This is a genomic window from Mesorhizobium escarrei, from assembly GCF_935825525.1.
GTDB lineage: Bacteria > Pseudomonadota > Alphaproteobacteria > Rhizobiales > Rhizobiaceae > Mesorhizobium > Mesorhizobium escarrei.
Genome location: NZ_CAKXZT010000160.1, coordinates 37,037 through 51,140 on the forward strand (window position 1 = coordinate 37,037; position 14,104 = coordinate 51,140).

Consider the following 14,104-nt stretch of genomic DNA (forward strand, 5'->3'; position numbering starts at 1 on the left):
CTCGTGAATCGCAAAACCGCTGCACACCCTCGGGTCAGGGCCCGTGGGCATGCTTTTGCGCGACATGCATTATTGCGTTTGGTCCGGCGGGCGAAGATAGAGCGAAACAGCCCTGTCCTCCAGAACATCGACGTCGCCTCTTCCAGGCAGGGCATCGCAGCCAACCGAGTGCCGATGGGCGTTACCTGGCTCAAACACGGTCAGGCTGTCGAATTCCATGGCCGCCCCGTAGAACTGGGCGGCTTGCAACACCAGGCATTCGACGTCTTCAAGGGCAACGTTTTCTGCGAGGTTTCGCAGCCGCACGGCCTCTGCCACCGCAGTGACATTAAGGACCCCCTTACCCCGGGCGGCTGCCCGAACTTCGAGGTTAACGTCTTGACACAAATGAGCCGAGTAACCGAATCGCATGGAAAACCCCCTTTTCAGGAGCGGTTTGTCCCTCGTGATCAGCATGAGCCCTATCGATCCGAATAGCAAGCACAATCAGTAAAATTTACTTATGAAATCAACGATTTAGCATATGACAAAGGCTGCATAATCGATGCCTTGCCGTAACTGTCAGCCTTTCACGCCAAGGGCTAATGAACCGGTCTTGACGACCGATCAGGCTTTTCCTAATTCTTAGACAAATACTAACTTTGAGCGGTGGAGGCACAAATGACCGAACTGGAAAGACCCGAACGACTGCAGATCATGCTAACCTCGGACGAATTGGCTGCGTTGGAAAACTGGCGCTTCGAAAGGCGCATGCCAAGCCGCTCGGCGGCCTTGAGGGAGTTGCTGCGGCGCGGCCTCCACGCGGACGGATTCTTGACGGCAGCACAAGGTGCCAAGTCGCAGGATTTTGGAATTCTGCCCAATTCCGGCATTGTCGATGGAGCGTCTCGCGACTAGGGCGGCGGCAAGCTATAAGGTTGTCTCGCGGCGCTGGAGATGCTTCGGCAACAGTGTGCCGGAGCCCTGGTCATCCTGTGGAACTTCAGGCAATCGTCGCGCGTTCGGTGAGGCAGGTCGGGCATCGGAGCAAGGCTGGTTGCGTCATTTAACAGGCCGGCAAGGATCAAAGCAGTGAGCTTCCTTTACCGAGCGGCAAAAATCGCCGAGCAAGCTCATGCGGGGCAGACGGACAAGACCGGACGGCCCTATATCGAGCATTGCCGCCGGGTTGTTGATGCCGTCGAAACGCTCGACCAGAAGGCTGTCGCCTACCTCCACGACGTTCTTGAGAAAAGCGACGATTGGGATCGCGAGCGGCTCGAGGCGGCTGGTTTCGGAACAGCCATCGTATCGGCAGTCGATGCCATGACACGCAGGCCGGACGAGGACGACCTCGCTTTCGTGCGCAGAGCAGCAGCCAACCCATTGGCGCTGCGGGTCAAGCGCGCCGATCTTACCGACAATCTATGGCAGGCACAGCAGATTGGCGCGTCGACATCGAAATATGAAGACGGACTGCGGATCCTCGACGAAGAATTCTCCGAATGACGGAGTGTCGCCTGTGGCGTGATCGGCCGATGTGGGAATTCAAGCGAGGCTCTATTCGGGGATGTGAGGCGTGTGTCGCTTGTCCTCGGCAGGATCGGCATCGATCCGCGCCTTGTTGGGATCGAAGGCGCCATGGCGGGCTATGGCCGATGCCGGCGTGTCGGGGGTCTCGTAGGCCCACATGAAGTCGTCAGCCGCTCCGCCGACCGCGTGGACCCGCCAATAACTGGCCGTGCCCTTCAGCGGGGAGTGCGTTGTAGTGTTGGTCTTCTCCAGAAGGTCGAAATAGATGTCCTCGAAGGGGATATAGAAGACCGGATCGTGCCCATCTTCATGGAGCACTTTTGCCCGCTCGGTTGAGGCAATGATCGCGTCGGAGAACCTTACCGTCACGGTTCCATTGAACGGGGTAATCGTCAGCGCGTCGGGACGGCTGGTGGGATTTGCGGTTAAGGGCTGCATTCGACTTCTCCGTTGGCTGCCTATCTCCTGGAACGTCATATCGCCCGTCAGGGTTCCAACCGCGAGAGGCTCATTGGAGCCGCGACATCGGAAGAGCCGGCGAAAGGTGAAAAACCTCCCGCGGGGCATTCAGATTCCAGGGAACGTTACCGCCGAAGAGTTCGTTTCGTAGGTTAACACCGAAACAGGCGGCGGGGCTTCGCAAGTTAAGGGAGATTGCCATGAAAGTCGGCAACTGCATGACGAGGAATGTCCAGGTCGCTAGCCCCGAACAGTCCATCCGCGAAGTAGCAGAGATCATGGGCAGGCTTGACGCCGGAGTGATGCCCGTGGGCGACCACGACCGGCTGGTCGGGATGATCACCGATCGAGATATCGCGATCCGCGGCGTAGCATTGGGTAAGGGACCTGACACGAAGGTGCGTGATGTCATGAGCTCGGAGGTCAAATATTGCTTTGATGATGAAGATGTCGAGCATGTGCTTGAGAACATGGGCGACCTGCAGGTACGTCGGCTCCCGGTTCTGAACCGCGACAAGAGGCTCGTCGGCATCATCTCTCTCGGCGATCTCGCGACGAATGGCGAATCGGCAGAAGCGGGAGAGGCTTTAAGCGACATCTCGAAGCCGGGCGGCGAGCATTCGCAGACTGCCCACTGACTGACGCCGCGACATGTTAGGGCAAGGTCACTTGTTTCGCGGTGCGCCGGCTAACGCCGGCGCACCGCCGGAGCATCTTCAGCGCCAAAAAGCGCGGCAGGGCGAAATAATCGCACAGGCGCGGACGCGCCGAGACGTTCACCGGGATGTCGTGTCGTGATAAGCTCTTCTTGCGACGGGTTCGCCCGACACCGAGGCGGCATCTCGCGGCCGGGCAGCCCTTAGTCGCAGACGATGAGCTTGAGCAGCTGATGGTCTCGAACGATTGCAAGCGTCCTGCCAAAGCCTCTTGCGAAGGCGGGGTTTCTTGGAGTGGACGGATTTGGGTTGGTCGCTGAACCTCGGGACGATCGCCGGCACTACCGTGCGCGTTCACTTTACCTTCCTGCTGCTGCTCGTCTGGATCTGGCTGACGCACTATCAGATCGGCGGCACGCCAGCGGCCTGGCAAGGCGTTGCCTTCATCATTGCGGTTTTTGCCTGCGTGGTCCTGCATGAGTTCGGCCACATCGCCGCCGCACGGTATTTCGGCATCAGCACGCCGGACATTACGCTTTTCCCGATCGGCGGCGTCGCCAGGCTCGAACGCATGCCCGAAGAGCCGGGGCAGGAGTTCGTGATCGCCGTCGCGGGGCCGCTGGTCAATGTCGCGATCGCCGCCCTGATCTTCGCCCTGCTCGGCGGGTCGGCGGGCGTCGAACAGATGGCCGGGATCGAGGATCCGCGTATGAGTTTTCTCGCCAGGCTTGCCGGAGTCAATGTCTTCCTGGTCATCTTCAATATGATCCCCGCCTTCCCGATGGATGGCGGCCGTATCCTGCGCGCCGCCCTCGCCGCCCGCCTTTCCTGGTCGCGTGCGACCCAGATCGCCGCCACGATCGGTCAAGGATTGGCCTTCGTTTTCGGTTTCGTCGGGCTGTTCTACAATCCGCTGCTGATCTTCATCGGCATCTTCGTCTATCTCGCCGCGGCAGCGGAAGCGCAAAACGCACAGATCCGGGAGGTAGCCACAAGCGTCCTCGTCGCGGATGTGATGATCACCGAGTTCGCCCGGCTGGAACGGTCGGCGACGCTCGACGAGGCAATCGAGATGCTGCTCGCGACCACGCAGCACGAATTCCCTGTCATCGACTCCGCTGGCCATCTTGAAGGATTGGTGACACGCAACGACATGATCCGGACTTTGAAGGAAAAGGGCCCCGCCGCACCGGTCGCCAGCGCAATGCGGCGCGATATCCCGAAAATACATTACCGCAAAAGCCTCGAGGAAAGCCTGCGGCTGATGCAGCAGGCAGATGTGCCTGCTGTGGCCGTCGTGGACAATTCCGACCGTCTGGTCGGGCTCATGACACACGAAACCATAGGCGAGATGCTTATGATCCGCTCAGCCGTGTCGGATGCCTTCCGATTTGGTCGTTTGCGTGGGGCCAAGCCGCGATTCACACGGATCTGAGCACGAGGATTGTTTGCACCGCGCTACCGCATTAGGGGCAGACATCGGCCGGAACGACGTCGTTCCGGCCGATCCATCTTTTGCGTCTCACGCGCCCGGGACGTGGGGCAGAAGTTCAACCGCACCTCGATAGATCATGTCGCCAGCCACGTAGAGGATGACCACCAGCCCGACATAGGCGATCCAGCGATGCTTCTGAAGCAGATTGGCGATGAAGTTTGCAGCGATGCCCATCAGCGCGACGGAGAGGACAAGGCCGAAGATCAGCACGTTCGGATGTTCGCGTGCAGCACCCGCTACCGCCAGAACATTGTCGAGTGACATGGAGACGTCGGCGATGATGATCTGCCAGGTTGCCTGGGCCAGTGTCTTGCGCGGAGCCTTGCCAGCTACGATGCCATCGTAGTCGACGTCACTTTCCGAAAGCGCTTCGATCGCCTGTTTTTCCTGCGCATGGTTTTGCCGAAGTTCGCGCCACATCTTCCAGCATACCCACAACAGCAATAGACCGCCGGCGAACAGCAATCCGACGATCTGCAGGAGCTGGGTTGTCGCGGCCGCAAAGCCGATGCGCAGAACGGCCGCTGCGATGATGCCAACGACGATCGCGTTTCTGCGCTGCTCTTTGGGTAGTCCGGCCGCGGCAAGGCCGATAACGATGGCGTTGTCGCCGGCCAGCACCAGGTCGATCATGATGACCTGCAGGAGAGCGGTCATTGCTTCGGGACTGAAAAATTCTGTCATACGGCACCCTTGCGTTCAGCTAGGGGTGACACGGGCTTGCGAGCACAACCGTAGAGCAACGCGGATACCGCGTATGACAAGAGAAATGCCGCTACAGCTGAAGAAAACTCAAAGCCAGGCCACCCGGATTGGAATTCCAGTCCGACATCGCAGTCCTGATGGGACTGCCAGAGGGGCCCGGCCTGGTAGCACCTAGCTATTGCCGTCAGCGCAAAAACTCAAGGCTTAATTGTAATCCGCAAATGCAGCATCGAGCTCGGGCAAGTTTTGGGTAAGCCAAGTCGATCGGCCACGAGTTGACGGGTTTGATTTGACATCCGTTCCAACGACATTGCGTACCGCAAACGTCGCGCGCCGAAGCATGAAGTCAGCAACACGGAGGAAAGGCATACTTCCGCGACGATACCATTGCCGAGAGATAGCCAAATGTGGCTAAGCAAAGGCCTTCAGCGCATCGGCGACAGCCTCTATCTGGCTTCATGTCATTTCCGGAAAAATCGGCAGATACAGGATGCGAGACTGCATGCGATGGACTACCGGGTAATCATCCGGTTTGCTATCCATATGGGCGTAGCACCAGAAACGGCAAACCGCGCGGATAGTTGATTACCGTTTGAATGCCGCGTGACTTGAGGAAAACCGCCAGTTCGTCGCGCCGTCGTGCTGCTGGTCGGACTGAGCGTGGCGCGGCTGGTGGCGCGAAGTCTGAGGGAATAAAGGGCAGTCTGCGGCTGCAGAAAGACCTGCGGCGCTGTCACATAAATCGATCAAGCGCCACGCAATCTGCTCGCGGCTCTGAAGGACCAGCGTGAGCGGTGTTTCGGGCTGCGCACCAAAGCTCGGCGTCTCGCTTGCCTGGCGATGCAACTATGACAAGCGACCCGCGGCTTGCAATGCAGCGCAGTTCAATTTTAGACCTCAATTTGGGGCCATCGGTTCGCCTTGAATGCTGTCCAGCACTGCTTCATCGGCCGCCTGCAACGCATACGGTCAACGCCCGCGGCGTTTTTCGGTCAAGAGACGACGTACCACCTCCTTCATCGACATCCGCCAGTCCGGCGCTGTCCGTCCGAACACGGACGTGAATTTCGCCGTCGAAAGGCGAGAATTGGCCGGACGCTGCGCCTTTGTCGGATAGTCGCTGGTGGATATGTCCTTAACCGCAGTGTAGGGGCCACCAAGCGCCTGGCTTGTGACCAGGATATGACGGGCAAACCCGCTCCAGTTGGTCTCACCGGTGCCCGCCAGATGATAAACCCCGAAGGAAGCAAATCCCATGTTGCCATGTAGCGTCGCCGCCGAATGTAAGATCGCATCGGCGACATCAAAGGCCGAAGTGGGATTTCCCCACTGGTCGGCCACCACCGCTATCTCGTCGCGATCCACTGCCAGCTTCAGCATCGTCTTCACGAAGTTCCTGCCAAACGGGCTGTAGACCCAAGCAGTGCGCAGGATGAGGTGGCGCGGATTGGCCTTAGCGACAGCATGCTCGCCGGCGAGCTTCGAGGCCCCATAGACGCTGCGCGGAGCAGGCTCGTCATCTTCCGTGTAAGCGCCCTCGCCGCTCCCGTTGAAGACATAATCGGTCGACAGATGTATCACCGGTGCACCGATCCGTGCTGCAGCCGCGGCGACATGACCGGCACCGGTGCTATTGACGGAGAAGGCAAGGTCCGGCTCGTCCTCGGCCTGGTCGACGGCGGTATAAGCGGCGGCGGACACGACCAGATCGGGCCGGGCGGCCGTGAGCGCCGGCGCGATCGTCTCCGGCTTCGCCAGGTCGAGCTCAGGCCTGCCGAGCGCGACGACATCGAAGTCTCGGCGCGTATACGCACGCTCCATAAGGCTTCTCACGACCTGGCCCTCGCGTCCGGTGACGACAAGCCTCACGCGGCACCTTTCCGCGCTTCGCCCAGCCGCTCGCCTGCGTAGCGCTCGCGGCGAATCGGACCCCACCACCACTCGTTCTGAAGATACCAGTCGACCGTCCTGGCAAGGCCACTGTCGAACGTCTCACGCGGCGTCCAGCCGAGATCGCGCTCGATCTTGGAAGCGTCAATTGCGTAGCGCCGGTCATGGCCTGGGCGGTCGGCAACGAAGGTGATGAGATCGCGATAGCTCTGGCCGGCGGAACGCGGCCGCCTGTTGTCGAGGATGTCGCAGATCGCCTCGACCACCGCCAGATTGGTGCGTTCCGAGCCTCCCCCGACATTGTAGCTCTCGCCGATCACACCTCGGGTCGCAACCATGGCCAAGGCGCGCGCATGGTCCTCGACGAAAAGCCAATCGCGCACGTTTATGCCAGCGCCGTAGACCTGCAACGGTTTTTCGTCCAGCGCGTTCAAAATAGCGAGCGGGATCAGCTTTTCGGGGAAATGGAAGGGACCGTAATTGTTCGAACAGTTCGATAAGACGACCGGCAGGCCGTAGGTGTCGTGCCACGCGCGAACCAAATGATCGGACGCGGCCTTCGACGCCGAATAGGGGGACGATGGCGCGTAGGGTGTCTGTTCGGTGAAGACGCCGCTGTCGAAGGGCAGATCGCCAAACACCTCGTCAGTTGAAACATGATGGAACCGAAACCGGCCTTTTTTCTCGTCGGGAAGTCTGCGCCAATATTCAAGGGCCGAATTGAGCATTCGGTAGGTTCCGACGATATTGGTCTCGATGAACGCTCCTGGGCCGTCGATCGACCGGTCAACATGGCTTTCGGCAGCAAGATGCATGACAATGTCGATGTCATAGCGATGCAGCACTTCCAGAATCGTCCTGTCATCACAGATGTCGGCGCGCTCGAATCTGTAGTTATGTGCATTCTCGATCGGCCGCAACGAGGCAAGGTTTCCTGCATAGGTGAGCTTGTCGATGTTGGTCACCCGGTAGGCCGGGCTGCTGCACAAATGCCGGCAAACCGCCGACCCGATGAAGCCGGCACCTCCAGTCACCAGAAAATTCATGCCCGTCTCCTCATGCGAATACCTCGGCGGCAGCGAGCGTCGGCGCCTTGAGATCCTTATCCGAAAGTTGAAACTCGCCAGCCGTCAGTGGCCATTCGATCCCGATGGCGGGATCATCGAAACGGATCGCTCGGTCATGCTCCGGCGAATAGGAGTCGGTGACCTTATACAGCACCTCGGTGTCAGCCACGAGCGTGACGAAACCGTGCGCAAAGCCTTTCGGCACCAGGATTTGATTGCCCTTTTCGGCGGAAATCTCGAGTGCGGCCCATTTTCCGAATGTCTTCGAGCTGCGCCGAATATCGACTGCGACGTCAAAGATCCTGCCTCGGACAACGCGCAGCAGCTTGTCCTGGGCGCGTGGGGGAAGTTGATAATGAAGCCCCCTCAAAACACCGCTGGCGGCGGAATAGGAGTGATTGTCCTGGACGAAACGCAATTCTAAGCCGGCGGCCGAGAACCGCTCTTCACTGTAGGTTTCGGCAAAGAACCCGCGCGCGTCGCCGAAGCGCTTCGGGACGATTTCCAGCACGCCGTCGAGGCCAAGTGACCTGATCTCCAGCACCTAATTCTCCGTCAAGTCGATGACGCGCTTGCGCAAGTAGGCGGCATACTCATTTTTTCCCAAGCGTGCGGCGCGCTGCAGAACCTCGTCCGCCGTCAGCCAGCCCTGCTCGAAAGCGATTTCTTCCGGGCAGGCGACCTTGATACCTTGACGGTGCTCAATCGTGCGAACGAAGGACGAGGCATCATGCAGGCTGTCATGGGTGCCGGTGTCGAGCCAGGCATAGCCGCGGCCGAGCTGATGAACCTGCAACTGCCCGCGTTCGAGGTAAACGTTGTTTACCGCTGTAATCTCAAGCTCGCCGCGCTCCGAAGGTCGGATGGTCGGGGCTATGTTCACGACATCGTTGTCGTAGAAATAGAGGCCGGTGATGGCCCAATTCGACTTCGGCACTTGCGGCTTTTCCTCGATCGTCAAAGCGGTGCCACTGACCTTGTCGAATGAAACCACGCCGTAGCGCTGCGGATCCTCGACGTGGTAGGCGAACACCGATGCACCGCTTTTGCGCGAAGCTGCCGCGCGGCAGAGTTGCGACAGTCCTTCGCCGAAATAGATGTTGTCGCCCAGGATCATCGATACACTGTCAGCGCCGATGAAGTCGCGGCCGATGATGAAGGCTTCCGCGAGACCGTTGGGATGCGCTTGCACCGCATAAGACAGGTCGAGCCCGAATTCCGATCCGTCGCCGAGCAAATCATGAAAAACCGGCAGGTCGCGCGGGGTCGAAATGACCAAAATCTCGCGGATTCCTGCCAGCATCAGGACGCTCAGCGGATAGTAGATCATCGGTTTGTCGTGTATTGGCAAGATTTGCTTGGAGACCGCCAGCGTCAGAGGATAGAGCCGGGTTCCGCTGCCCCCGGCAAGGATTATGCCTTTCAACAAACTCTCCTAAAAACGCCTTCGCTCACCCGCCGGCGCGATCCGCTTAGCCCCGGTGCACACACATTCTCGAACCCGCGACTCTCGTCTTTGAACCGCTGGACAAAGATTGAACGGCCGCCAAGCGTTGAACGAAACCAATCCTTGTCGTGCTCAATGCTGGTCATCAATCCAACGAGTTGCCAGATCTTGCCAATTTCGGCCTGTTCCCGCCGGAAGCCGTCCTGGCTCCTCATAGCCTGGGACCAAGGAGTCCGAGGTTGCCCTATAACCTCTCCCGCATGCATTTTCTCCCCCGCCCGAAACATTCTACTATTGCCGCGAACCGTCGGTCTGATGTGCCAGCCGACGCGCGCGGGCTGTGCCTGAAAAGCGTGAGAACCGTTTGTAAAGTGTTCGGGCCTGACGGATTGACCACTTGGGAGCGATTAATATGGGAACCGCTCTCGTCCAGAATCGAGGCTTTGAGCCATAGGCCTTCATTAGCATGCCAATTGCCCGCGCGATCTCTGGAGTATGACCAGCGGCTGTTCTTGCATTGACGATTCGAGCCATGACATGTGTTTCAAACACGCGGTCGCGCATCGCTGCATGAGCGGTCGGATCGTCAGCGAAGAGGGTGTCGGCTAGTTCGTCATAGGCTCGGATGTCGACCTTCAGGCGATTGAGCCATCCAAGCTTCATGTTGAATTGATCGTTGTCTGTACGAAAGCCGACACACGGCTCTCTCAAAACGCCCCATTGGCCGCTGTCGGCAATCACGCGGCCCAGTATCAAGACTTGGACGTAATAATTGTCGATCGCCTGCACAGCGGGATCGCGAGCTTGCCCCTCCCACAAATCGCGTTTCACGACGAGTGCAGACATGAACCCCAGCAAATCCGCGATGCGGCTAAAGACCTCGCTGGCTCCGATCATGACCTGTGTTGGAGGCATTTCGCGAATCCCGACAGGGTGTTCCATCCTCACGTCATAGTCGATCACGCCGAGCGTCAAACCGACAATCTGAGGCCAGTGCTTCAATGCATCGAGCACACGCCGAGCTCCTCCTGGCTCCAGTCGATCATCGTCTCCCATCAACCAGATGTAGTCGCCGGTCGCGGCTGCGGTCACGGCGAGAAAGTTGCGGTCCAGACCCAGATTGCTCGGCTGAGCGATCAATTTGAAATGTTTGATTTTCTTCCGGTAGCTCTCGGCGACTGCTACCGTGTCGTCGGGTGAGGCGTCATCGCTAATCACTACTTCGATATCATCCTGGAGCCTTTGCGCGACTATGCTGTCGAGCAGCTCCGCGAGCATACGCGAACGATTATAGGTAGGAATGCAGATAGATATGACTGTCACTGGCAATCAGCCCTCGCGCTGGGACGGTCCGGCTGGCAAGTCCGAGCATGGCGGCAGATTCCGGTTGCCGTTCGCCGCGAATGAACAAATAACATGCACGAAACGCCTCGTCATCGAGTCTGAAAGACTTGTTGCGTTAAGTCGTTCGACGTAAGCGTTGCTAAGATAGGGATTGTCGAAGGCCGCCAGCGACAGTTTGTGTCATCCCCGGATCGTGAGCGCAATCGCTCGGCCGGTACCGCGCCAACGCGATGGGCGAAGCATCGTCGACAGCAACATCGACAAACTCCCTTCCGACCCCCGGCGTTTGCCTCAATTATGCGGCCAGCCAGAGGGCTTATTGGTGGTTGACGATCGAGTGCTGTCGCGCCATAGGCGCGGCGATCAACCGATCAACTGGCTATCTCTGTGTTTTGCTCAGCTCGACGACGCTGATCCGCCACCGGCAGGAGTATTCGCAAGAAGCTCCATGACATGATCCCTGTCGCCGCGCAGCCACGGTCCACACGAGTAGCTGAGAGCCGCTTGCTCCAGGTCATGTCTCCAGGCCTGATCGGCAACGACACGGCGAATAAGCCTCTCATCGATGGGGAGGACGCAATGGTCACATCCTGCCGGCAATGAGTCGCGCGCATGCGCCGATGCGAACACCGGCTTGCCATGCTCAAGCGCCTCGACAACCTTAATATTGAGGCCGGAACCATCGACAGGAGCTATGACGGCCTTGGCACGGGCATACACCGATGTGAGGTCGTCGACCCATCCAAGCAGGCGTGCCCCACGGCAACACCCGGCAATCGCAACGAGTTCGTCATCTTCACAGACCGATCCGGCGATATCCAGTGTCACATCTTCGAGCAGCGCCGCATGATCGCGAAGGAATGCCTTTAGGCCATTACGATTATACGGGTTGTTGGATCCGACAAATAGGAGATCAACATCCTTTTTGATGTCTCGCGTCGCGACCTTGGGCGCATCGCTGTAGACGGGAACCAGCAGCACCGTCCGGTCGCTGAGGACGGCCCGAAAGAACCCAGCCTCGACGGCGGAGATGGCTATGATCGCCTTTACACGGTCGAGCACACCGATCTCGCTGCGCAATCGCGCGAGGCTCTTACATGCGAACAACTTCAGGCCGCGATATTTCGCGTAGCGGATGAACTTGCAGTCGTGTGTGTCAACCAGGACGTCGGCGACATCTACCCCGTTCAGTTCCGTAAGGCCATCGATGAAGTTCACCAGCAGGGCCGCTTGAGGGGCAGAAGCTATGGCCTTGTCGTAGCCGGGTGTCTGCCCTGGCAATCGCCAACCGAGAATCGACTTGGCGCGGCCCGGTGCCAGCATCAACGCGAAATTCTTGATTCTTACAAGGAGCTTGAGTGCCGGGGTCTGATCCTCCAAAACCAGTTTCGCTGCCGGAAAGCGGAGACGAAACCGGTATTCTCCTTCCTTGGTCCACGGGTCCTGCGCGTTCGATCTATAACTGTACACGATCACGTTGTGGAAACGCGTGATCGCCAGCTCTATCATCTGACCAAAGCGGATATGTGATCCGCTCTTACCGCGTGTGAAGTCGCCCGTTACATAAATCAGGAGATTGGGCAAAACTTCCTCACACATTTCCTTCGCGCCACGTAGCATCTTTGTACGATGCACTAGATTTCTGATGTCGGATCCATCGCAACGGACACGGTGATTGCCCTTCTGAGATCATATTTGCGAAACAGTGCTATTGGTGTCGAACGTATTGCCTTGCAACATACAGAGTATGGCAGCTATCCATCGGCGACTATTAAGTCTTTCGGATGTACTTTGACGCCATGACGGCTCGGCGAACACAGCCCGGCAGTGTGATCCTACATGGAAAGAGGGGGCGGACTCAATCTTGCTGGATGCGAAGGATCGGCCACGCGGCCATTGAACGGGCCGGCAGCCGCAAGTAGACTGATACAGTGGGCTTCGGTCAATTTCTCTAATACCCGATCTGCGACCGTCGATGGCGATGAAGGGAATTACTGGACCTTCGAGCGCAAGCGATCGGTCACGAACTCCATCAACACCACGATGGCGAAGATCACGAGAATGATGGTCGAGGCATTCTTGTATTGGAAAAGATCGAAAGCGACCTTCAGCTCCTGGCCGATGCCACCGGCTCCAACGAGGCCGAGAACAACGGATGAGCGCACTGCCTTTTCAAGCGCGAAGAGCGTAGTGTTTATCAGGGACGGCATGGCGTCAGGCAGAACTGCCCCGCATAGAACAGAGAACCGCCCGGCGCCGATTGCAAACAGCGCTTCCTGAGGTCTTTCGTCGGCATCCTCCATTGCCTCGGCGAAGAAGCGCCCGCAAAAACCGATCGTATCGACGATGATGGTCATGGTTCCAGCAACCGCCCCGAGACCAACGGCTGAAACGAAAAGAAGTGCCCAGACCAAATCTGGAACGGTCCTGAACAACGAGACCAGGATCCTGGAGATATGCCGGAACGGGCCGAGCGGGGTTATGTCCTTTGCCGAGAGCCAGGCAAATGGCAAGCTGAGGACGACACCTATTGCTGTCCCCACGAGCGCTATCTGAAACGTTTCGACCATGCGCCAGAAAACCCGCAGGAGGAACCCTGGCTCGACATTTGGGGGTATCATGCGGCCGACGAGATGGGCCATTTTGGGCACTCCGCCTGCCAGTTGTTCCGGCGAAGGTGCGACCTGCCCGGCGGAAACGATCACGAGAGCGGCCAAAGCGACGGCAAAGCTGAAAGTGAGGGGCGAGATCGATGGAATCCGGCTCGGCGAAAGGCGGTCAGGCATCGAAGACGTCTTTCAGATCAGCGCGGGTCACCTGCGCCGTCGGCCGGTCGAAGAAGACCTTGCCCGCCTTGAGCGCGATCAAGCGATCGGAGTAGCCGAGAGCATGCTCCATGTCGTGCGTGGTGTAGACCAAGGTTATCGCCTGTTCCTGGGTGAGCTCGGAGAAAACCCGCATCACATCATGTCCAGCCGCCGGGTCGAGACTTGCCGCCGGTTCGTCTGCTATCAAAAGCTTCGGACGCCGGATCAACGCCCGGGCGATCGCCACCCGCTGCGCCTGCCCTCCAGAAAGCGCGTCGGCGCGGGCGCCCGCCTTGCCGAGAAGCCGCACGTCGGCGAGCGCCTGCATTGCCTCCTCGCGCCAGTGTTGCCTTGCGATGGAATGGTGCCAGCCGCGCCAGCCGCCGGGCAGCCCGAGCTTGCCCTGCAAAACGTTTGTAAGAACCGATTGGCGGCTGACCAGTCCGTGGTGCTGGAAGACAAATCCGATCTGCCTGCGTATGCGCCGCAGCTGGGCGACGGACGGCGCCGAGCGGAAGCTCTCGCCGAGCGTGACGACCTCACCACCGCTCGACGGTAGAAGACCGATGAGGCATTTGAGCAGGGTGGATTTTCCAGCGCCGTTCGAGCCAATCAGGGCAACCCGTTCGCGCGATGCTATGTTAAGGCCGATACCGGAGAAAATGACCTTTCCGTTCGCATAGCTCTTCGCCAGATCGTGCGCGCGAATGATGGCTGTCATA

General features: G+C 58.8%; 15 protein-coding genes. 4 read left to right on the top strand and 11 right to left on the bottom strand.

Going from position 1 to position 14,104, the window contains the following annotated elements:
• Window positions 1-69: 69 nt before the first annotated feature.
• The gene (locus tag NMG80_RS29375) at window positions 70-411 is read right to left on the bottom strand and encodes a hypothetical protein (RefSeq protein ID WP_436798716.1); all 342 of its coding nucleotides are present in this window, start codon (window positions 409-411) and stop codon (window positions 70-72) included.
• Between the two features lie 249 nt (window positions 412-660).
• Here NMG80_RS29375 and NMG80_RS29380 point away from each other — a divergent pair, with 249 nt between their 5' ends.
• Entirely contained in the window at window positions 661-897 is a 237-nt protein-coding gene (locus tag NMG80_RS29380) for a hypothetical protein (protein WP_254021345.1), read from the top strand.
• 174 nt (window positions 898-1,071) lie between these two features.
• A complete protein-coding gene (locus tag NMG80_RS29385; RefSeq protein ID WP_254021346.1) occupies window positions 1,072-1,488 on the top strand; it encodes an HD domain-containing protein in 417 nt (138 codons plus the stop codon).
• A 51-nt stretch (window positions 1,489-1,539) separates the two neighbouring features.
• On the opposite strand, the gene NMG80_RS29390 is transcribed toward NMG80_RS29385, so the two are convergent.
• Complete coding sequence (locus tag NMG80_RS29390) at window positions 1,540-1,950, bottom strand: DUF427 domain-containing protein (RefSeq protein WP_254021347.1); 411 nt, start codon at window positions 1,948-1,950, stop codon at window positions 1,540-1,542.
• Window positions 1,951-2,171: 221 nt separating this feature from the next.
• On the opposite strand from NMG80_RS29390, the gene NMG80_RS29395 reads away from it, so the two are divergent.
• On the top strand, window positions 2,172-2,609 hold the full coding sequence (locus tag NMG80_RS29395; RefSeq protein WP_254021348.1) for a CBS domain-containing protein: 438 nt from the start codon (window positions 2,172-2,174) through the stop codon (window positions 2,607-2,609).
• A 322-nt stretch (window positions 2,610-2,931) separates the two neighbouring features.
• Entirely contained in the window at window positions 2,932-4,062 is a 1,131-nt protein-coding gene (locus NMG80_RS29400) for a site-2 protease family protein (RefSeq protein ID WP_254021349.1), read from the top strand.
• A gap of 87 nt (window positions 4,063-4,149) precedes the next feature.
• On the opposite strand, the gene NMG80_RS29405 is transcribed toward NMG80_RS29400, so the two are convergent.
• From NMG80_RS29405 to NMG80_RS29445, 9 genes are all read right to left on the bottom strand, one after another.
• Window positions 4,150-4,806, bottom strand: a complete 657-nt coding sequence (locus tag NMG80_RS29405) for a TerC family protein (protein ID WP_254021350.1) — start codon at window positions 4,804-4,806, stop codon at window positions 4,150-4,152.
• A 990-nt stretch (window positions 4,807-5,796) separates the two neighbouring features.
• On the bottom strand, window positions 5,797-6,696 hold the full coding sequence (gene rfbD / locus NMG80_RS29410) for a dTDP-4-dehydrorhamnose reductase (RefSeq protein WP_254021351.1): 900 nt from the start codon (window positions 6,694-6,696) through the stop codon (window positions 5,797-5,799).
• A complete protein-coding gene (rfbB, locus tag NMG80_RS29415) occupies window positions 6,693-7,763 on the bottom strand; it encodes a dTDP-glucose 4,6-dehydratase (protein WP_254021352.1) in 1,071 nt (356 codons plus the stop codon). The genes rfbD and rfbB overlap by 4 nt, the downstream gene beginning before the upstream one ends.
• A 10-nt stretch (window positions 7,764-7,773) precedes the next feature.
• Entirely contained in the window at window positions 7,774-8,328 is a 555-nt protein-coding gene (gene rfbC / locus NMG80_RS29420; protein ID WP_254021353.1) for a dTDP-4-dehydrorhamnose 3,5-epimerase, read from the bottom strand.
• On the bottom strand, window positions 8,329-9,210 hold the full coding sequence (gene rfbA / locus NMG80_RS29425; RefSeq protein ID WP_254021354.1) for a glucose-1-phosphate thymidylyltransferase RfbA: 882 nt from the start codon (window positions 9,208-9,210) through the stop codon (window positions 8,329-8,331). It lies immediately after the preceding gene.
• A gap of 312 nt (window positions 9,211-9,522) precedes the next feature.
• The gene (locus NMG80_RS29430; protein ID WP_254021355.1) at window positions 9,523-10,554 is read right to left on the bottom strand and encodes a glycosyltransferase family 2 protein; all 1,032 of its coding nucleotides are present in this window, start codon (window positions 10,552-10,554) and stop codon (window positions 9,523-9,525) included.
• A 417-nt stretch (window positions 10,555-10,971) separates the two neighbouring features.
• Window positions 10,972-12,174, bottom strand: coding sequence for a glycosyltransferase (locus NMG80_RS29435; protein WP_254021356.1), 1,203 nt, complete (start codon window positions 12,172-12,174; stop codon window positions 10,972-10,974).
• A 392-nt stretch (window positions 12,175-12,566) separates the two neighbouring features.
• The gene (gene phnE, locus NMG80_RS29440; RefSeq protein WP_301943401.1) at window positions 12,567-13,361 is read right to left on the bottom strand and encodes a phosphonate ABC transporter, permease protein PhnE; all 795 of its coding nucleotides are present in this window, start codon (window positions 13,359-13,361) and stop codon (window positions 12,567-12,569) included.
• Window positions 13,354-14,103, bottom strand: coding sequence for a phosphonate ABC transporter ATP-binding protein (locus NMG80_RS29445; protein WP_254021357.1), 750 nt, complete (start codon window positions 14,101-14,103; stop codon window positions 13,354-13,356). Before NMG80_RS29445 ends, phnE begins: the two co-directional genes overlap by 8 nt.
• Between the last annotated feature and the right edge of the window lies 1 nt (window position 14,104).